Genomic DNA, 20,279 nt, shown 5'->3' on the forward strand with positions numbered 1-20,279 from the left:
TACCTGGCGTCATAAAAAAGGTCCGCTTGCCGGACCTTTTTTTATTCGATTTTTCGACCTTGTCCTGGCTTTGTCATCCTGCCAAACTAGCGGACCACGAATAAGGAGCCACCATGTTCTTAATTAATGGCCGTGAGCAGGGCACGTTGGTTGCAAGCGATCGTGCGACGCAGTTTGGTGACGGATGTTTTACCACTGCGCGAATTGTCGATGGTAATGTGTGTTTTCTTTCGGCGCATCTCCAGCGTTTAGACGACGCATGCAAAAAATTGCTGATCCCCTTCGATAAGTGGTCAGAACTGCAAGATGAAATGCAAATGCTGGCGGTCGGGCATACACGTGGTGTACTGAAAGTGATCATCAGTCGTGGTAGCGGGGGCAGGGGCTATAGTGGCACGAACTGTCATTCGCCTACGCGTATTCTCTCTACTTCTGCCTTTCCCACACATTACGCTTGTTGGCAGAACGATGGGATTGTTCTGGCTGTAAGTCCTGTGCGTCTGGGGCGCAATCCGATGCTTGCCGGAATTAAACACTTGAACCGACTGGAGCAGGTGCTGATTCGTTCTCATCTTGAGCAGACAGACGCCGATGAAGCGCTGGTTCTTGACAGTGAGGGATGGGTTACGGAATGCTGTGCGGCTAATGTGTTCTGGCGTAAAGACGATGTCGTTTATACTCCTCGACTGGATCAGGCTGGCGTGAACGGCATTATGCGACAATTCTGTATGCGGATGCTGGCACAATCACCGTTCAAGATTGTCGACGTGTATGCGCGGGAAGAGGACGTGATGCAGGCGGATGAGATGGTTGTCTGTAATGCATTAATGCCGGTGGTTCCTGTGCGTGCCTGTGGTGACAGGATGTTGTCTTCACGTTTGTTATTCGATTTTTTAGCCCCACTTTGTGAGCACCCAAATTAGTCATGAAAAAATTGTTACGCGTTGTTGTTTTATTGCTGGTTGTGCTGGGCATTGCCACGGGTGTGGGAATGTGGAAAGTTCGCCATCTGGCGGACAGTAAATTATTGATTAAAGATGAAACGATTTTTACGCTGAAAGCGGGCACGGGTCGTCTGGCTCTGGGTGAGCAGCTGTATGCAGATAAGGTGATTAATCGTCCACGCGTATTCCAGTGGTTACTGCGTATTGAACCCGACCTTTCGCATTTTAAAGCCGGGACCTACCGGTTGACGCCTGATATGACCGTACGGGAAATGTTGCAACTGCTGGAAAGCGGAAAAGAAGCACAGTTCCCATTACGTCTGGTTGAGGGCATGCGCCTGAGTGATTACCTTAAACAGCTGCGCGATGCGCCCTATATCAAGCACACATTGAGCGACGACAACTACGCTACCGTTGCCGAGGCGCTGAAGCTGGAGAACCCGGAATGGGTGGAAGGTTGGTTCTGGCCGGATACCTGGATGTATACCGCCAACACCTCGGATGTGGCGCTGCTGAAGCGTGCGCACCAGAAAATGGTCAAAGCTGTTGATACTGCCTGGGAAGGGCGTGCCGAAGGTCTACCGTATACCGACAAAAATCAGCTGGTGACCATGGCCTCTATTATTGAAAAAGAAACCGCTGTCGCCAGCGAGCGCGATCAGGTGGCCTCGGTGTTTATAAACCGTTTACGTATTGGCATGCGCTTACAGACCGATCCGACCGTGATTTACGGGATGGGCACACGGTATAATGGTAAATTGTCGCGTGCCGACCTGGAAACGCCGACTGCGTATAACACCTATACCATTACCGGGCTGCCGCCAGGCCCGATTGCTATGCCGGGCGAAGCCTCATTGCAGGCCGCCGCGCATCCGGCAAAAACACCGTATCTCTATTTCGTGGCTGACGGTAAAGGTGGTCACACGTTTAATACCAATCTTGCCAGCCACAACCGCTCTGTGCAGGATTATCTGAAAGTGCTTAAGGAAAAAAATGGGCAGTAATTATATCGTCATCGAGGGCCTGGAAGGCGCCGGAAAAACTACCGCGCGGGATGTAGTGGTGGAGACACTTGAGCAACTCGGTATCCGCGACATGGTGTTTACCCGCGAGCCAGGTGGGACTCAGCTGGCAGAGAAATTAAGAAGCCTGGTGCTGGACATCAAGTCGGTCGGTGACGAAGTGATTACCGATAAAGCGGAAGTGCTGATGTTCTACGCCGCACGTGTTCAGCTGGTCGAAACCGTCATTAAGCCTGCGTTGGCAAAAGGTACCTGGGTGATTGGCGACCGTCACGATCTGTCGACCCAGGCCTATCAAGGCGGTGGCCGTGGCATCGACCAAACGATGTTGGCCACTCTGCGTGATGCGGTACTCGGTGATTTTCGCCCGGACCTGACGCTCTATCTGGATGTGACGCCTGAAGTGGGTTTAAAACGTGCCCGTGCTCGTGGTGAGCTGGACCGCATTGAACAGGAGTCTTTTGACTTCTTTAATCGCACCCGTGCCCGCTATCTGGAACTGGCGGCGATAGATCCCAGTATCCGTACCATAGATGCCACGCAGCCGCTTGAAGCTGTCATGAATGATATCCGTAGCACCATTACCCACTGGGTACAGGAGCAGGGCGCATGAAATGGTATCCATGGTTACGACCCGATTTTGAAAAACTTGTCGCCAGTTACCAGGCGGGTCGCGGTCACCATGCGTTACTGATTCAGGCGTTACCCGGTATGGGTGACGACGCGCTGATTTACGCCCTGAGTCGCTATCTGATGTGCCAGCAGCCGGAAGGGCATAAAAGCTGCGGACGTTGCCGTGGTTGCCAGTTGATGCAGGCAGGAACGCATCCTGACTATTATTCTCTGCTGCCGGAAAAAGGAAAGAACACGCTGGGTGTTGACGCGGTGCGTGAAGTCACTGAAAAGCTGTACGAACATTCGCGTCTGGGCGGTGCCAAAGTGGTGTGGATCCCCGATGCTGCCCAGTTAACGGATGCGGCAGCCAATGCCCTGCTAAAGACGTTAGAAGAGCCGCCGGCGCAAACGTGGTTTTTCCTGGCTACTACCGAGCCGGCACGCTTACTTGCCACATTACGCAGCCGTTGTCGATTGCATCACCTTGCTCCCCCGGAGGAATCGTATGCGGTTTCCTGGTTGGCCCGCGAAGTGACTGCCCCGCAGGATGCACTTCTTAGCGCACTACGCCTGAGCGCCGGGTCTCCTGGGGCGGCACTAATGTTGCTTCAGGCAGAAAGCTGGGCGCACCGTAGCGATTTTTGCGCGGCACTGGCGAACACCTTGCATTCCGGCGACTGGTATCAGCTGCTGGCGGCGCTCAACCATGAACAAGCTGCAGCCCGCTTACACTGGCTGGCAACGCTGTTTACGGATGCGCTCAAACGTCCGTATGGTGCTGCCCATTTAACTAACCCTGATGCACTGGCGTTGATTTCATCCATTGCTGAACGGTTCTCCGTGGCGCAGATTCAGGCGATGCTGGGTGATGTGTGCCACTGCCGTCAGCAACTGCTCAACGTGACGGGCGTCAATCGTGAACTGGTATTAACCGATCTTATCCTGCGTATTGAGCATTACCTGCAACCAGGCGCCGTACTGCCTGTTCCCCATCTTTGAGAGAGACATTATGTTTTTAGTCGACTCACACTGCCATCTTGATGGCCTGGATTATCAATCTCTGCATAAGGACGTGGATGACGTGCTGGCGAAAGCGGCAGCGCGTGATGTGAAGTTTTGTCTTGCCGTAGCGACCACCTTACCCGGATACCGCAATATGCGCGACCTGGTTGGCGAGCGCGATAATGTGGTGTTCTCCTGCGGTGTACATCCGTTAAATCAGGATGAAACCTATGATGTAGAAGACCTGCGTCGCTTTGCCGCGGAAGACGGCGTGGTGGCGATGGGGGAAACCGGGCTGGACTATTTCTACACCCCGGAAACCAAAGTGCGTCAGCAGGAGTCGTTCATTCATCACATTCAGATTGGCCGCGAACTGCAAAAACCAGTGATCGTCCATACCCGTGATGCGCGAGCCGATACGCTATCGATTCTGCGAGAAGAAAACGTGACGGATTGTGGCGGCGTACTACACTGTTTTACAGAGGACAGGGAAACTGCGGGCAAATTGCTGGATCTCGGATTCTATATCTCTTTTTCCGGCATCGTCACGTTCCGTAACGCCGAACAGTTACGCGACGCCGCGCGCTATGTTCCTTTGGATCGCTTGTTAGTTGAGACTGACTCTCCGTACCTTGCGCCGGTACCGCATCGTGGTAAAGAGAACCAGCCCGCCATGGTTCGTGATGTCGCAGAGTATATGGCCGTATTGAAAGGTGTTGCCGTTGAAGAACTGGCGCAAATCACCACTGATAACTTTGCCCGCCTGTTTCACATCAACGCTTCTCGCCTGCAATCTATCCGTTAATTGAGTTTTTTTAAAGCTCGTAATTAATAAGTAAACCGAGTAAAGTTCACCGCCATAAAATGGGCGGTGAATAACCAGTTAGACACATTCAGATACTCATTTTATCGGATTGTGCGAATTTTACGGCTATCCACAGCTGAATTGTGATAGCCGTCAAACAAAAATAAGCTGAATTATTTTACTCTGTGTAATAAATAAAGGGTACTTAGATGCCCTGTTCACGGCGAGGTTCTCCCCCCTCGCCAATGCGTGAGAACGTAGAATACGCAAAATCATTCAAGCAGCATCAAGGCGGCAAGTGAGTGAATTGCAGGAGCTTACTTAAGTAAGTGACTGGGATGAACGAGCGCAGCCAACACTGAGGCGGTTTGAAGGATGAAGTGTATAAGCACAAATACTCAGGAGCACTCCTAATTATGTTTAAGAATGCATTTGCTAACCTGCAAAAGGTCGGTAAATCGCTGATGCTGCCGGTATCCGTACTCCCGATCGCAGGTATCCTGCTGGGCGTCGGTTCCGCTAACTTCAGCTGGCTGCCAGCCGTTGTATCGCACGTTATGGCAGAAGCAGGCGGTTCTGTTTTTGCAAACATGCCGTTGATTTTTGCCATCGGTGTCGCGTTAGGCTTCACCAACAATGACGGTGTTTCCGCACTGGCTTCAGTGGTTGCCTACGGCATCATGGTCAAGACCATGGCTGTGGTTGCGCCGCTGGTTCTGCATTTACCTGCTGAAGAGATCGCAGCTAAACACCTTGCTGATACGGGTGTTCTCGGGGGGATTATCTCCGGTGCGATAGCAGCGTATATGTTCAACCGTTTCTACCGTATCAAACTGCCTGAGTATCTTGGCTTCTTTGCCGGTAAGCGCTTCGTTCCAATTATTTCTGGTCTGGCTGCCATCTTTACGGGTGTGGTCCTGTCCTTCATTTGGCCGCCGATCGGTACTGCTATCCAGACATTCTCCCAATGGGCTGCATACCAGAACCCGGTTGTGGCGTTCGGTATCTACGGCTTCATTGAACGCTGCCTGGTACCGTTTGGTCTGCACCATATCTGGAACGTTCCATTCCAGATGCAGATTGGCGAATACACCAACGCTGCGGGCCAGGTGTTCCACGGCGATATCCCTCGCTATATGGCGGGTGACCCGACTGCGGGCATGCTGTCTGGTGGCTTCCTGTTCAAAATGTACGGTCTGCCGGCTGCCGCTATTGCTATCTGGCATTCTGCAAAACCAGAAAACCGCGCGAAAGTGGGCGGTATCATGATCTCCGCGGCGCTGACCTCGTTCCTGACCGGTATTACCGAGCCGATCGAGTTCTCCTTCATGTTCGTGGCGCCGATCCTGTACATCATCCACGCGATTCTGGCAGGCCTGGCATTCCCGATCTGTATCCTGCTGGGTATGCGTGACGGTACGTCGTTCTCTCATGGTCTGATCGACTTTATCGTTCTGTCCGGTAACAGCAGCAAACTGTGGCTGTTCCCAATTGTCGGTGCTGGCTATGCTATCGCCTACTACACCATCTTCCGTGTGCTGATCAAAGCGCTGGACCTGAAAACACCGGGTCGTGAAGACGCGACTGAAGACAGCAAAGCGGGCGCAACGGGTGAAATGGCTCCGGCCCTGGTTGCTGCGTTCGGCGGAAAAGAAAACATCACTAACCTCGATGCGTGCATTACGCGTCTGCGTGTCAGCGTGGCTGACGTCGCCAAAGTGGATCAGGCTGGCCTGAAGAAACTGGGTGCAGCAGGCGTGGTGGTTGCGGGTTCTGGTGTTCAGGCTATTTTCGGCACCAAGTCCGATAACCTGAAAACTGAAATGGATGAATACATCCGTAACAGTTAAGCCGTAAGATGTTGGGGAGAACTAAGGCAGCCTGCGGGCTGCCTTTTTTAATGCATTAATTGGCCTGAACACGAATCGGCGCGGTGGCAGCAAATAGCCATGGACGAGCATCACTGTTTACGCGCGGTGACAAGGTTTCTCTGACTTGCTGATGGTAATCATCAATCCACTGCTTTTCGCTCTCGCTCAGCAGATGCAACTCAACCAGATTCAAATCAATAGGCACCAGCGTCAACGTGGAGAAGCGGCAAAAGCCAGGGCGACTGTCGATAATTTCCACCTGATTCTCAATGCGGATACCGTATTGTCCGGCCAGATAATATCCTGGTTCGATGGTGATAATGTTGCCCGCAACCAGAGGCCAGGGATTCACTTTCTTCGCAATGCGGTGCGGCTGCTCGTGGATCAACAACTGATGTCCGACACCGTGGCCGGTGCCATGATCGTAATCCAGGCCCAGCGCCCAAAGTGCCCGACGGCTAAACGCATCCAGTTGATGCCCCTGAGTACCGCTCGGGAATTGCAACGTGATCAGCGATAAAAAGCCTTTCAGCACTGCAGTGTAATGCAGTCGACGCTGTGGATCCTGCGGGCCAAAGGCGAGGGTGCGCGTTGCATCCGTAGTGCCGTTCTGATACTGACCACCAGAATCATTTAAATACATCGCCTGAGAGGTGATGGGGGTATTGGTTTTTTCGCTGGAATGATAATGACACATTGCCGCATTGCTGGCTGATGCTGAGATCGTACCAAAACTTTGTTCAATAAACCCAGGCTGCTGCTGGCGAAACGCCAACTGTTTTTCCTGGGCTTCCAGTTCGGTTACCGGATTACCCGCCGCCTCACGTAAGGGGACTTCATGCGCCAGCCAGGCGAGGAAGTTCACCCAAGCGGCACCATCCTGCTCATGACATTCGCGATAACCCGCTAGTTCTGTGTCATTTTTATGTGCTTTGATAAGCGTTATGGGATCGGGTGCCCAGAGGAGTTCGCCGCCGTGCTGTTCAATGGCGAATCGCAGTGCAACTGGTGCATAGTCTTTATCGACCAGGAAGCGTTTCCCGTGGGCAAGTTGCTGGCAGCGAGACAGAAAATCCTCTTGTGGCGAAATCGTTAATGCGTTCAGTAGCGCTTCGGGTAACTGCTGCGTTTTGTTGGCATCCACGAACCACTCCAGTTCACCACTGCGATGCAGCAAGGCAAACGAAAAAGGCACCGGAACCATATTGAGATCTGAACCGCGCACATTGAGCAGCCAGGCGATGTTATCGGGCAGGGTGATTGCCAGAAAGTCAGCCTGATGCTGAGCAAGTTGCTCGACGATCCGTGCGCGTTTCTGCGCACTGCTTTCGCCGCTGATCTCAATGGGCATTTCGCGGATGATGCCGCAGGGGGCAGCCGGACGGTCGAGCCAAACTGTATCGAAGGGGTCGGTTTCCAGCGCGACCAGTTCGCAATGAGTGGCCGAAAGCGCCTCAAACTGGCTGTTGACCATCAGCAGAGGCTCAAAGCCAATGCGGGTACCTGCTGGCACATGCGTCTGCAAATAATCGGCTAGCGGCTCGTCGTGTAAATGATGAATCTCGAAATCGTCCAGGGAGACTTCGTTACGGACCTGGACCTGGTAACGTCCATCGACAAACATCAATGCGCGATCGCGAAGCACCAGTGCCAGACCGGCTGAGCCGCTAAAGCCGGTAAGCCAGGCCAGTTTATTGTCGTGTGGTGTGCAATCCTCACTCTGATGAGCGTCGGCGCGTGGAACAATCATACCATCCAGCCCCTGTGCTAACAGGAGATTGCGCAGGGCGGAAAGGGGCGTTGAGTTATGCATAGTTACCTTCAGGCCTTAACGGAACGGCGGTTCGTTGAACGTACGTAGTTTGCGGGAATGCAGGCGATCGCCTTCGGCGCGAAGCCGATCGATTGCCCGAATACCGATTTGCAGATGCTCGGAAATTGCACCTTCATAAAAACGGTTGGCCTGGCCTGGCAGTTTAATCTCACCGTGCAGCGGTTTATCGGAGACGCAAAGCAGGGTGCCGTAAGGTACGCGGAAACGGTAACCCTGCGCGGCAATCGTGGCGCTCTCCATATCGATAGCGACGGCACGACTGAGGTTAAAACGCAGCGCAGAGGCAGAATAGCGTAGCTCCCAGTTACGGTCGTCAGTGGTGACGACGGTGCCGGTACGCAGTCGCTGTTTGACCTCTTCACCGGGCATGCCGCTGACCTCTTTGGTCGCGTCATACAGCGCGCGCTGGACTTCGGCGATGCTCGGAATCGGAATATCTGGCGGCAGTACGGCATCCAGCACGTGGTCGTCGCGTAGGTAGGCGTGGGCGAGAACGTAATCACCTATGGCCTGGCTCTCACGCAGGCCGCCACAGTGCCCAATCATTAGCCAGACGTCAGGACGCAGGACCGCCAGGTGATCGCAAATGGTTTTGGCGTTTGACGGGCCAACGCCGATATTCACCAGTGTGATCCCCTGACCGTCGGCGGTGATTAAATGCCAGGCGGGCATCTGGTGCTTCTTCCAGGCAAGATCGGAAATAGCCTCTTCCGGTGCCTCAGTTTCTGCGGTAATCCAAATTCCACCTGCGCATGACAGCGCAATATACGGACTGTCCGGGTCGAGGATCTGGCTACAGCCCCAGCGCACAAACTCATCGACATAGCGAGTGTAGTTGGTGAACAGTACGAAAGGCTGAAAATGTTCTACCGGTGTGCCGGTGTAATGGCGCAGGCGTGCAAGTGAAAAATCAACGCGTCGGGCGTCGAAGTGCGACAGGGGAGAAAATTCTGCCGGGTGAAATGTTCCATCCGCGGTTTCATCGCCAATCTGCGACAGTTCGGTAGTGGGGAAATGGCGCGTTAATCCGGCGCTCATGGAGCGGTCGAGCGTCAACTCAGAACCGTCTATCACGTAGGGGTAGGGGATCTCGTGCTGGGACGGTTCGACAGAGATATGCGCATCGTAATCCTGGTACAGCAGGGTGAGCTGTTCTTCAAGATAAGGTCGGAACAGAGACGGGCGAGTAATGGTCGTGGTATAGCAGCCAGCATGGGTAAAACGGCCATAGGCGCGTGTTTTTGGAGGATTCGTTGCGCTGCCATCCCAGGTCACAGAAAGTGAAGGGTAAACAAAAAGACCTTTATCTCGGGCGATGATGTCAGGAAGCGTCCCGGTTTCAATGTACTTGCCAATGGCGCTACGCAGAGCCTTAACCGATTGCTCATACAATGCGTCCAGTTTATCCAGTGCCTGAGCCGGGGTCAGGCTGGAGCCCTTGTTGTTCATGTCTGTCTCCTTGTTCCACAGATGTGCTGCTCTCCCGATAGTATGTCACAGGAATGTGAAACAAAAGTCAGACGTTAAGGAAGAATCTGCGAAGGCCGTTCGGCCTTCGCAGAACGGCTTAGCCGTGTGGTTTATCTTTCATCAGAATTGCGGTCGCGGCAGAAATAAGACACCCCGCCATCAGGTATATGGCTACGCTGTGCCAGTTTCCGCCCGAGAAGGTCACCAGTGCCGCGGCAATAAACGGGGTAAAGCCGCCGCCAACGACGCTGGCTACCTGATAGCCAACGCCAGCACCGCTGTAACGGTAACTGGCGCCAAACAACCCGGTAAACATTGGCTGTTGCACGCAGACCACCATGTCGTGGGCGATGTTTGCCAGCATAATGGCGAAGAATACAATCCAAAAGATAGACTGTGCCTCAAGGGCCATAAAGAACGGAAAGGCACAGAGCGTGCCGACCAGAGCGCCGGTAATGTAGACCCGTCGGCGGCCGAAGCGGTCAGCAAGCCAGGCGAAACAGGGGATGGTTAGACAGCTCAACCCACCAACTAACAGACCGATATTCAGAAATAGCTCGCGCGGTAGACCCAGATTTTGCGTGGAATAGTTGAGTGCAAACGCGGTGACGATATACATGGTCAGCAGCTCACACAGGCGCAGGGCGATTATCTTTAAAAATGCACCCGGATGGCGGATTAACGCCTCAACGACCGGCAGCCGCTTTTTCTCGGGCAGAGGTTCCTGTTTTTGCTGCTCGAACTCAGCTGATTCATCCATGCGGTTACGCATCCATAATGCACCAAGTACCAGCACGATGCTGAACAGGAATGGGATGCGCCAGCCCCAACTCAGGAACTGCTCATCGGTTGTTTGCGAACTGATCAGCGAAACCAATCCGGTCGAGAGCAATAGGCCAACGCCATAACCCACCTGCACGCCGCTGCTGTAGAAGGCTTTTTTATTTTTTGGCGCGCTTTCGACAGAGAGTAACGCCGCGCCGCCCCATTCGCCGCCTACGGCAAAACCCTGAATGGCGCGTAGTGTTACCAGCAGTACTGGAGCCCACCAACCGATAGTGTCAAAAGAGGGGATGATGCCAATCAACGCCGTGGCAATACCCATCACCCAGACGGTAAGCATCAGCATACGTTTGCGGCCAAGACGATCGCCGAAGTGACCGAAGATAACTCCGCCTAATGGGCGGAATAAAAATCCGACACCAAAGGTGGCAAAGGCCGCGAGCGTGCCCATCGCCGGGCTGACTTGCGGGAAAAACTCGCGGTTAAAGACTAACGCGGCGGTGATGCCATACAGAAGAAAATCATACCAATCGACCACGGCACCGGCGAAGCTGCCCAGTGCGGCACGTCGAGCGCGATCGCGATGATGTAAAGAGGAGTCCTCCTGAGGACTCGCGGAGATGAGGGTGGAATCCATAGCTATCCTGTCTGTACTGATTTTTTGTTATTAGTATTGGAATAAGGTTACGCACATTGCAGTCGATATATTAGCGACTGTGATGAGACTACCGCGACAGGCGGGAAGAGAAAACGATTTTATCTGTTACAACGGAGTAAGATGACAAATAGGACGAAAGAGAAAGTAGAAAAACAAAAAGCCTGCTTAGTTTCCTAAGCAGGCTTCTTAAATTTGGCTCCTCTGACTGGACTCGAACCAGTGACATACGGATTAACAGTCCGCCGTTCTACCGACTGAACTACAGAGGAATCGTGTGAACGAGGCGCATATTAGCGAGGGGCGCGGGTGTTGTCAAAGGGGTAAATGCAATTGCGAGTTTGTTTGCTGACAAAATCAACAAAGCGGCGATCTTTCCCGCTTTTTAGATTGTTGCCCTATTCTGGTGCGCCACAGCATGTGGTGGGGCAGAGGAAAAGACGGCTGCCAGGGTAAAGAATATTTATCATTGACCTCCAGGCCTTGTTTTACGGGCACTGAGCGCTGTGGCCCGTACTCACTCGAAACTGGCAAGCATTTTGCAAACCTGATGAACATGACTGCCAGCACGGGTTCTGGTATTCCGACAGGAGGCAAAATGAACTTCAGACGGCTGAAATATTTCGTAAAAATCGTCGATATTGGTAGCCTGACCCAGGCAGCGGAAGTGTTGCATATTGCGCAACCCGCGTTGAGCCAACAGGTTGCTACGCTGGAAGGCGAACTGGATCAACAGTTGCTGATTCGTACTAAGCGCGGAGTGACACCGACTGACGCTGGAAAGGTGCTTTATACCCACGCCCGCACGATTTTGCGGCAGTGCGAGCAGGCGCAGCTTGCCGTCAGTAATATCGGACAGACCTTGAGCGGCCAGGTGTCTATTGGCCTTGCCCCCGGGACGGCAGCGTCATCTATCACCATGCCGTTATTACAGACCGTGCGCGCCGAACTGCCAGAGGTGTTGATCTACCTGCATGAGAACAGTGGAGCGGCGCTAAACGAAAAGTTGCTCAGTGGTCAGCTCGACATGGCCGTACTCTACGAACGTTCTCCGATCGCAGGTATTACTAGCCAGCCATTGCTAAAAGAGGATCTTTTCCTTGTCGGCACACGAGATTGTCCAGGGCAAAGTGTTGATTTAGCCGCTGTAGCCCAGATGAATCTGTTTCTTCCCCGGGATTACAGCGCGGTGCGTTTACGTGTAGATGAAGCATTTTCATTACGCCGTTTAACGGCCAAAGTGATTGGGGAAATTGAGTCTATTTCCACCTTAACCGCAGCGATTGCCAGTGGCATGGGGGTGACTGTTTTACCGGAGTCCGCTGCTCGTTCACTCTGCAATGCGGCAAATGGCTGGATGGCGCGTATTACCACCCCATCGATGAGTTTGCCGTTATCGTTGAACGTGTCGGCCAGGGGGAGTTTATCGCCTCAGGCTCAGGCGGTGAAAGAGATCCTGTTGTCGCTTGTCGGTAGCCCGGCACTGGAAAACCGTGAACTGCAGTTAGTGAGTTAAACCTTATTCCGTGCAGGAATAAGATGCAGGTTTTTATTATTTGTTATGCCGGTCATCAGACTTTAACAATAGCGTAATGTCTGATGTATCCGGAGTGTAGAGTGAATTTCCAGCAACTTAAAATCATCCGTGAAGCGGCACGTCAGGATTACAACCTGACGGAGGTCGCGAATATCCTTTATACCTCGCAATCGGGGGTAAGCCGCCATATTCGCGAGCTTGAAGATGAACTGGGTATCGAAATATTTATCCGCCGTGGTAAACGCCTGCTTGGTATGACCGAACCGGGTAAAGCCCTGCTGGTTATCGCTGAACGTATTCTCAATGAAGCCAGCAATGTTCGCCGACTTGCCGATCTGTTTACCAATGACACTTCCGGAGTGCTGACGATTGCCACTACCCATACGCAGGCACGTTATAGCCTGCCTGCGGTGATTAAAGCGTTTCGCGAACTCTTCCCTGAAGTTCGCCTGGAGTTAATTCAGGGCACGCCGCAGGAAATCGACGCACTATTGCAAAATGGTGGGGCAGATATCGGTATTGCCAGCGAGCGGTTAAGCAGCGATCCACTATTGGTGGCTTTTCCATGGTTTCGTTGGCATCACAGCCTGCTCGTACCTCACGATCATCCGTTAGTCCTGACGTCCCCGCTGACGCTGGAGGCCATTGCTCGCTGGCCGCTTATTACTTACCGCCAGGGCATCACCGGGCGTTCACGTATTGATGAGGCATTTGCCCGCAAAGGATTACTGCCAGATATTATCCTCAGCGCGCAGGACTCTGATGTGATCAAGACCTATGTGGCGCTGGGACTGGGCATTGGGCTGGTGGCAGAGCAATCCAGCGGTGAACAGGAAGAGGGGACGCTCACCCGTCTTGATACCCGGCATTTATTCGATGCCAATACCGTCTGGCTTGGCTTGAAACGCGGTCAATTACAACGTAATTACGTATGGCGATTCATCGAGTTATGCAATGCAGGGTTATCCGTGGAGGAGATCAAGCGACAAGCGATGGAGCCAGATGATGAAGTAATGATTGATTATCAGATATAAAGCAAAAAGCCTGCTTAGAGCCTATTCCATTAGGACTATTTTGCTTGCCATTTCGAACCTGGGCAGTGCTCAGAATCCTCACGTACTACGTGTACGCTCCGGTTCTTCCGCGCTTGAGTCAGTAAAATCAGCCCGGGTAATTTGGAATTGATTAAGTAATAATGTTCTATGGAATAAGACAACAGTTGGTTTTATGGAAAAAACACACTCTGACTCGTCTGTCACAAAGTGCAAGATTATCGCGACAGGAATTGCCTTACCGTCAACGTGCGTCACCTCTGCCGAACTGGATAGCAGATTCGGCAAAGCGGTGGGTTATGTGGAAAAACGTTGTGGTATTGTTCATCGTTATCACGCCTCTTTGCACGACAGCCAGGCGGGACTGGCGGCACAGGCGCTACAACTGGCGCAGGTCGGTGCGCATTTTATCCCGCTGGATCTGACGCAAGCCCGTCAAAATGACTGTATTCGGTTAATGACTGGCTGTCACGCGGTGTGGCACTGCGCCGCCGAATCCTCGCCCTGGGGCAAACAGGCGGAATTTTTCCTCGCCAATGTGCTGGCAACCCGCGTGTTGGCGCAGGCCGCCGGACATGCCCAGATACCGCGCTTTATCCATATTTCGACCCCTGCGGTCTACTTTGATTTTCAGCATCATTACGTTCTGCCGGAAAGCTACCGTGCGCGCGCTTTTTCCAGCCATTACGCCAACAGCAAATTTCAGGCGGAGCAGGAAATTAGCGGTGCCGTCACCCGTTTCCCCGCCACTACCTTTGTGCTACTGCGCCCTCGTGGTTTGTTTGGTCCGCACGATAACACCATCGTTCCACGCATATTGCAGCAACTGCAGCGCGGTGGTGGGGTGTTGCGTTTGCCGCGTGGCGGCGATCTGCATACGGTCATGGTCATGCAGCCCATCCTCAGCGGCGATCCTGCACTGGAAAGTGTACTGGCCTCGACGGTGGGGCTGTTGCGTGGTGCGGCATTTCTTTGGCTGATTGACGATGACGATGCGGAAGCTGCGCGGGTCACGCAGCGTTTGCAAGTACGCTATCCCCAGCAGCATATTACTGTTCTCTCCTTTCCTCAGGCGCCAGAGGGCGTTAATCCCAAGCTGTTTAAGCTGGAACAGGCGAGGGTGCAGGTAACGCGTGATGTGATTCTGGTGCTGGACGATGATGCAGTATTGAGCGCGGAGTCATTGTGCAACATGCTGGATGCTCTGACGGAGAGCACGCTGGTGACAGCGCTTCCCTGGTATCGTGCGGCGGATAACCTGCCTTCCCGTTTGCTGGCGCAGTTTGTTAACGACAACTCAGCCCTGACCTATTTGCCGCTGTTACCGTTTTCGCCGCCACTGACGTTGAACGGTATGTGTTACGCCATTCACAGTAAAACGCTGGCGAGTGTTGGTGGTTTTGCGCCGGTGTTACGTCATCTGACGGACGATCTGGCGATGGCGAAACTGTTAACTCGCCATGGCGTGCGTATTGTGCAGTCTGCTGCGGCGGTGCGCGTGCAGACCAGCGTTGCCGATGCTAAACGCTATTTCCGCCAAATGCATCGCTGGTTCCTGTTTGCCACGCTACTGATGCATGAAAAAAGTGCGGCAATCAATCTGGCTATTTTTCTGTTGCAGGGGCTACACCCTTTGTTGCTGTGGGCACTGGTGATTCTGGCCTTTGGTGGGGCGACCCAAACGGCTCTGCTTCTGGGGGTATTAGCAATACACCATCTGGCGCTGCGTTACGTTCAGCGTGCGGTCGCGGTGGAGATCCCCTCGCATCCATTGTTGTCGTTGCTCTCTGAGTTACTTCAGCCTTTCCATTTGCTGAATGCGCTGGTGAATCGCACTATTTACCGGCGCTCGCGGCGGTATCGTATTTTCAGCAATGATTGGTTTACGTCGCTATGATAAAGCCGGATTTGCAGATTGCCTTTATTACTGGCCGTAGCCGTGCGGATAACTGCTCGCTCAGTCCCGCACAGGCAACGTTTATACAGCAGGTCGTCGGCCACCATCAGCACGTGGATGTGAATTTTCCGTGGACCGTACAGTCCGTGCCATGGCTGGCAACCGGCCTGCTGCGCGCCAGTGTCAACAATGCGCGGGAATACCTTGGCGCGCAGCACGTCAGCTTTGCCCTGCGCTACCGACAACAGGCGCTGGAGATGCTGGCGTCAGCAAGCCATACGTTGTTGCTTTCCGGCAGTTGCGGACCGGAACTGTTTAACCAACTGCACTTACTGCCAGAGTGGTTGGCGCGCGTCAGTGTTTTTGCTTTTGGACCGGTGGCGGGCCGCCGACCGGACTGCCATCACTTGCTGGTACAAGGCGATCAGGACTGGATTTCTCGTTGCTGGTTTCGCCAGGCAGACCAACGCATTGCCTGCAGCCATATGAATTATCTTGAACAGCCGCAACTGGCGGCGCTGTGTCGGCGGTTTATTGCTGATACAGGCAAACAGGGGGCGTAGATGCAGCGTTTATTTGATCTGATCCCCGCGGGTGTCACCCGCATTGATTTGCTGGCACCGCCGTTTTCCGGTCATTTACATCCGGTGCTGGCGATGGGGCGGGCGCTGTCTGAACGCTATCAGGTGCGGATTATTAGCACGCACGGCGTGGCTACTTCTGTTGCGGCGGCGGGGCTGATGGGGCTGTCTTTGCATGGTGATTACGATACGCCGCTGTTGGAGGTGGTGAATCCGAAATATGCGGTTGGCTCCCATCCGCTGCGGCTGTATCGGCAGTTTCGCCACGTGGTGGGGTTATTGAAAAATTTTGCCGATGAACTGGAACATCTGTGGCTGCGCGAAGGTACGCCGGATCTGGCGATAGCGGACTTTACACTGCCCATTGTCGGCGAAGTTTGTCGCAGGTTGGATATCCCCTGGTGGAGTAGTCTGCCGTCACCCTGTGTGCTGGAAACCACCGATGGCGCTCCTGCGTATTGCGGCGGGTTAATGCCCGCGCAGAACGCGATTCAGCATGGGTGGCACGCGCTCCAGCGTAAAAAGGTGCGACTGTTCAAACTGGCCGTGTTCTGGCTATTTCGCGACGTTATTCGCCAGACCGGTATCACGCGCCTGTACCGGCAGGATGGCAGCGAAAGTGCTTACTCGCCGCTGCGTATACTGGCACTAAGCGAAGGAACATTCGAATTCCCGCGTCGCTGGCCCGCTGCGGTTAGTTTTATCGGCCCGGCGCTCTACACGCCGCCATCGCAAGGCGTTGCACCGCCCTTTGAAGTAAATAAACGCCATGTGCTGGTGACGCTCGGTACACATCTGGACTGGCATAAAGATGCGGTAATGCAAGCCGTTATCGCGCTGGCAAGTACGTTGCCCGAGTGGGTTTTTCATTTCACTGATGGACATCATTGTGCAGCGGAATCGCAGCGGCAGGACAATGTCTACCGTGTATCCTGGGTGAACTACGATGACTGGCTAACGCACTATGATGCGGTCATTCACCATGGTGGTGCAGGAATAATGTGGCATTGCTTGCAAAAGAATATTCCGGCGCTGGTGTATCCGGTGGACTATGACCAGTTTGATCATGCTGCGCGGTTGGCCTGGCGTGGGAAAGGGGTCTGGATTAAGGATGGATTAAAAGGACTGGAAAAGGCGGGACCGTTGTTAATGGCGTTGGTTGATGCGCGTGATTCAGAATCGCGACAATAAATTCAACGAGATTGACCTGAATTACGATTGACTAAAGTGTGTGAACGTCTGCGATTATTAGCCCCTGATAAGGAATTTTATGCTGAACTGGATTTTTAAGGATAGTAAACTCACGCTACGGCAAATTTGCTTAGACAGCAAACTATCCACCTCTAAAAAAATACAAAAAATTGAAACGTACCTTGCTAATGGAGGGGATATCAATTTTATTGATCCCGATATTTCCCCTTGTAACGTTCTGGTTCCTCTCTCACGCAGTCCCGAGTCAGATATCTCCCTGGTACAATACTTATTCGATAAAGGGGCGAAAATTGAGTGCAATGGTTTTAGCGCCTTTCATTCAGCTATTGAGTTTAATAATACGGCGTTGGTGAGGCTTTACCTCACTTTAGGTGCCGATCTTTATTATCAAAATCGCTACAATAATTGTTGGCTTAATTACCTTTATCACCCCGAGCCACAGTATACCTACCAGGATTATCAACGCAGAGACATGATTGACCTTCTGCTTGACGCTCATTTAGATATCAATAAACCTGTGAGTTTTTGGACCAATGGTGAACTTAATCTTCCGCTGGAAATATTATATTCTGAAAGAAGTAAAGACCTTTTTATACATATCATAAATAAAGATATTACGCTGGATATCGAAGCGTCTGCGCTGATCGAAAATATTATTTTTGCGAGTGAGTTTTGGGGGCTTGAAACCTTTGCGCCGTTGGCGAAACGGTTTCCTGACTTTAAAAAAGAACGCTACATTATGGCCAATGATAGCAGTTTTTGGGATGACGCCAATTTGTTGGAATTGTGCGTTTATGCCAACGCACAGGACTTCTGCGAATATTTACTCGACAATTTGCCACAACTGAAAGCCGATTCACGCGCCAAAAGTCTGGTCTATGCGGCACTGAAATCTAAGTTTGATTTGAGAATTGTCGAGAAACTGCTTAAGGTGACCGTCGATATCAATCGCATCTATAAGATGACGCCACCAGAATCTTACCAGGCACCGTTGATCAGCCAGTACCTGGACAATGACAAATATACTGACCCCGATCAACGTGACTACATCTATCAGGCTCTTGAGCTGTTACTTAAATATGGCGCTGACCCCAATAGTGAATTTGTCAATACAGGTGAATCCTATGAGATGTTGATTTGGTCAAATTTACGATTACTGGTCTTCCCCATGGTAAAAAACAGAACGTTTTTACCCCAGTTTCTCGATCTCTTTTTACAGTATGGTCTCGATATCAATAAGAAATTTGGTGCTGTGGAAGAACCGACCTTACTGACTATCACCCAGCGTGGTTCATGGAAAGAAGATCAAGAAACGATCATTCAGGTGATGGAGTATTTGCTACCTAAGGGACTCGATTTAAACCTGACCAATATTTACGATACTAACTTTGTCTCAGCCGCGGCTATTTCTTGCCGCAGTCAACTCCTTGAATGGCTGATTAACCAAGGGGGCGATATTCATACCTATTGTGGTTTCGATAACTCGCCGATATTACATAAAGCGATTTCTACCTACTCTATAGACGCAATAACCGGCCCAATACGGCGTCAAACCGTTCAGTTGCTGTTACAACATGGCGCAAAACTCGAAGAGTTTTCAGTCGATGAACGATTTACACCGTTGATGTGCGCCTGTTACTACGGTGCTCAATCCTGTGTCGAACTGCTCCTGGAGCAAGGGGCAAACCCGCATGTGAAGAATGGTGAGGGTTTCACACCTGCCCTGTGCGCCGTCACCGGCGGTGTCTCAAATGAATTTCCCCGTTTTGAATCCACGGCTGTGCGGATCCTGAAGTTATTACAGCAGTATGGTGCTGACCTGGCCGTAAAGAATTGCAGTGGTAACAGTCCACTCGTGGCGGCAATCGAATTGGATCATAAAGAGATATTTGAAGCACTTCTCCAGATGGTGCCGTATAGCCAGGCACAACGTGAACACGCGCTTGTCTTTGCAGAGCCGGAGAGCTATTTCCACCGTCGTCTACGCCAACATATCAACGGCGAAACGGCGCAAGAGGTTACGCCACTCCCAACTGAAGAAGAAAGCGAAGTAGTCGAGCCAGCCTTACCCCATACCGAAGTTAAAGCTGGCGTCGGGGCAGGAGAACCACAGCCGTTCGTAACAAAAACCGGACCAGAGGCCAGCAGTGCGGCATCGGATAAACTTCATCTTCCGACGATTATCGAACTTAAAGCCAAAGTGCAGAGCTTTTTTACACTGATCGCCCGTGATCCTGACGTCACGCCTGCGCAGTTAAACGGTATTGAAGAACAACTCGATCTGTTAATTGAAAAACTGGATACCTTCAGCTTTTTTCGCAATCAAGCGACCAAAGAGGAATTTGAAGAGAGTATTCAGGAATATCTTGATGAATCCGTCGAGCAAATCAACACCATCATTAATGATGATTATCCGGCGTTGACCGAGGCGTTGGTCGATGCCGTGTGGGTGATTTTGCAGTTCTACTGCGTTGATATCGAGATTGAAACCGCACTCAGAAAACGTTTCTGGTAACGTTTCATTTTCGAATAGAGCTGTCTGGCTGTGGCGGTGGCTGGGTCTGCTTGTTAAATCTTGTGATAGACTGCCGAAAAGCGGTCCGGCGATTGTGAGCACTGATCACAATCGCCGCATGGATCTCTTCGCACTGCTTTTTCTCTTTTCACTTTGCCGTCACTACGATACTTGAGATACCAGTGACGTGAGTCGGCCCGGTTTAATCAGAAGATACAGATCGTGAGAGTCAGAGATCTTAAAGGGTTTATCAGATGGTTTGAGACTGCGGATTTTGGTGTCGGTAAGAGACATATAGGGTCACTCCATAATAGAACGAACCGGACCCTAGATTTGACCACCAATTTTTCCCGATGCGGAGGATAAAATCAAAATGCATCAGGAGAAGTTTTCACGCTAAGCTGTTGTATTAAAACCATACAGGTATTAATGAAGCTGCACGAAAACAAGAATTTGGCTCCTCTGACTGGACTCGAACCAGTGA

At 52.1% G+C, this 20,279-nt stretch carries 14 protein-coding genes, 1 tRNA gene and 3 pseudogenes; 13 read left to right on the top strand and 5 right to left on the bottom strand.

Features of this window, described 5'->3' with window-relative positions; all coding sequences use genetic code 11:
• Positions 1-113 precede the first annotated feature (113 nt).
• The 6 genes from pabC (at position 114) to ptsG (ending at position 6,238) form a co-directional block, all read left to right on the top strand.
• A complete protein-coding gene (pabC, locus tag FDX01_RS20480) occupies positions 114-923 on the top strand; it encodes an aminodeoxychorismate lyase (RefSeq protein WP_137400371.1) in 810 nt (269 codons plus the stop codon).
• Positions 924-925: 2 nt separating this feature from the next.
• The gene (yceG, locus tag FDX01_RS20485) at positions 926-1,948 is read left to right on the top strand and encodes a cell division protein YceG (RefSeq protein ID WP_115258857.1); all 1,023 of its coding nucleotides are present in this window, start codon (positions 926-928) and stop codon (positions 1,946-1,948) included.
• A complete protein-coding gene (tmk, locus tag FDX01_RS20490) occupies positions 1,938-2,579 on the top strand; it encodes a dTMP kinase (protein ID WP_137362073.1) in 642 nt (213 codons plus the stop codon). Before yceG ends, tmk begins: the two co-directional genes overlap by 11 nt.
• On the top strand, positions 2,576-3,580 hold the full coding sequence (gene holB, locus FDX01_RS20495) for a DNA polymerase III subunit delta' (protein WP_115258855.1): 1,005 nt from the start codon (positions 2,576-2,578) through the stop codon (positions 3,578-3,580). The genes tmk and holB overlap by 4 nt, the downstream gene beginning before the upstream one ends.
• A 10-nt stretch (positions 3,581-3,590) precedes the next feature.
• Positions 3,591-4,388: a metal-dependent hydrolase gene (locus FDX01_RS20500; RefSeq protein WP_135912250.1), complete on the top strand. Its 798-nt coding sequence runs from the start codon at positions 3,591-3,593 to the stop codon at positions 4,386-4,388.
• Positions 4,389-4,804: 416 nt separating this feature from the next.
• On the top strand, positions 4,805-6,238 hold the full coding sequence (gene ptsG / locus FDX01_RS20505; protein ID WP_096757538.1) for a PTS glucose transporter subunit IIBC: 1,434 nt from the start codon (positions 4,805-4,807) through the stop codon (positions 6,236-6,238).
• 55 nt (positions 6,239-6,293) lie between these two features.
• Here the strand turns inward: ptsG and FDX01_RS20510 are convergent, their stop codons facing one another.
• From FDX01_RS20510 to FDX01_RS20525, 4 genes are all read right to left on the bottom strand, one after another.
• On the bottom strand, positions 6,294-8,072 hold the full coding sequence (locus tag FDX01_RS20510) for an aminopeptidase P family protein (RefSeq protein ID WP_137400372.1): 1,779 nt from the start codon (positions 8,070-8,072) through the stop codon (positions 6,294-6,296).
• 15 nt (positions 8,073-8,087) lie between these two features.
• Positions 8,088-9,542: an AMP nucleosidase gene (locus tag FDX01_RS20515; protein ID WP_115258852.1), complete on the bottom strand. Its 1,455-nt coding sequence runs from the start codon at positions 9,540-9,542 to the stop codon at positions 8,088-8,090.
• 118 nt (positions 9,543-9,660) lie between these two features.
• Entirely contained in the window at positions 9,661-10,983 is a 1,323-nt protein-coding gene (gene shiA, locus FDX01_RS20520; RefSeq protein WP_096757535.1) for a shikimate transporter, read from the bottom strand.
• Between the two features lie 214 nt (positions 10,984-11,197).
• Positions 11,198-11,273, bottom strand: a tRNA-Asn gene (locus FDX01_RS20525).
• 326 nt (positions 11,274-11,599) lie between these two features.
• Here FDX01_RS20525 and nac point away from each other — a divergent pair.
• The 7 genes and pseudogenes from nac to FDX01_RS20555 all read left to right on the top strand — a co-directional run bounded on the left by nac (position 11,600) and on the right by FDX01_RS20555 (position 19,795).
• The gene (gene nac, locus FDX01_RS20530; RefSeq protein ID WP_115258850.1) at positions 11,600-12,517 is read left to right on the top strand and encodes a nitrogen assimilation transcriptional regulator NAC; all 918 of its coding nucleotides are present in this window, start codon (positions 11,600-11,602) and stop codon (positions 12,515-12,517) included.
• Positions 12,518-12,618: 101 nt separating this feature from the next.
• On the top strand, positions 12,619-13,572 hold the full coding sequence (cbl, locus tag FDX01_RS20535; protein ID WP_115258849.1) for an HTH-type transcriptional regulator Cbl: 954 nt from the start codon (positions 12,619-12,621) through the stop codon (positions 13,570-13,572).
• 193 nt (positions 13,573-13,765) lie between these two features.
• Positions 13,766-14,434, top strand: a pseudogene (locus FDX01_RS24155) (NAD-dependent epimerase/dehydratase family protein); the annotation flags it as partial.
• 42 nt (positions 14,435-14,476) lie between these two features.
• A pseudogene (locus tag FDX01_RS24160) lies at positions 14,477-15,487 on the top strand (glycosyltransferase); the annotation flags it as partial.
• A complete protein-coding gene (locus tag FDX01_RS20545; RefSeq protein ID WP_137400373.1) occupies positions 15,484-16,050 on the top strand; it encodes a hypothetical protein in 567 nt (188 codons plus the stop codon). The pseudogene FDX01_RS24160 and the gene FDX01_RS20545, both read left to right, overlap by 4 nt.
• Positions 16,051-17,259: a nucleotide disphospho-sugar-binding domain-containing protein gene (locus FDX01_RS20550; protein ID WP_137400374.1), complete on the top strand. Its 1,209-nt coding sequence runs from the start codon at positions 16,051-16,053 to the stop codon at positions 17,257-17,259.
• 79 nt (positions 17,260-17,338) lie between these two features.
• On the top strand, positions 17,339-19,795 hold the full coding sequence (locus tag FDX01_RS20555; RefSeq protein ID WP_137400375.1) for an ankyrin repeat domain-containing protein: 2,457 nt from the start codon (positions 17,339-17,341) through the stop codon (positions 19,793-19,795).
• 152 nt (positions 19,796-19,947) lie between these two features.
• On the opposite strand, the pseudogene FDX01_RS20560 reads toward FDX01_RS20555, so the two are convergent.
• Positions 19,948-20,089, bottom strand: a pseudogene (locus FDX01_RS20560) (Arm DNA-binding domain-containing protein); the annotation flags it as partial.
• Between the last annotated feature and the right edge of the window lie 190 nt (positions 20,090-20,279).

It is taken from the genome of Citrobacter sp. wls613, assembly GCF_005281195.1.
GTDB lineage: Bacteria > Pseudomonadota > Gammaproteobacteria > Enterobacterales > Enterobacteriaceae > Citrobacter > Citrobacter gillenii.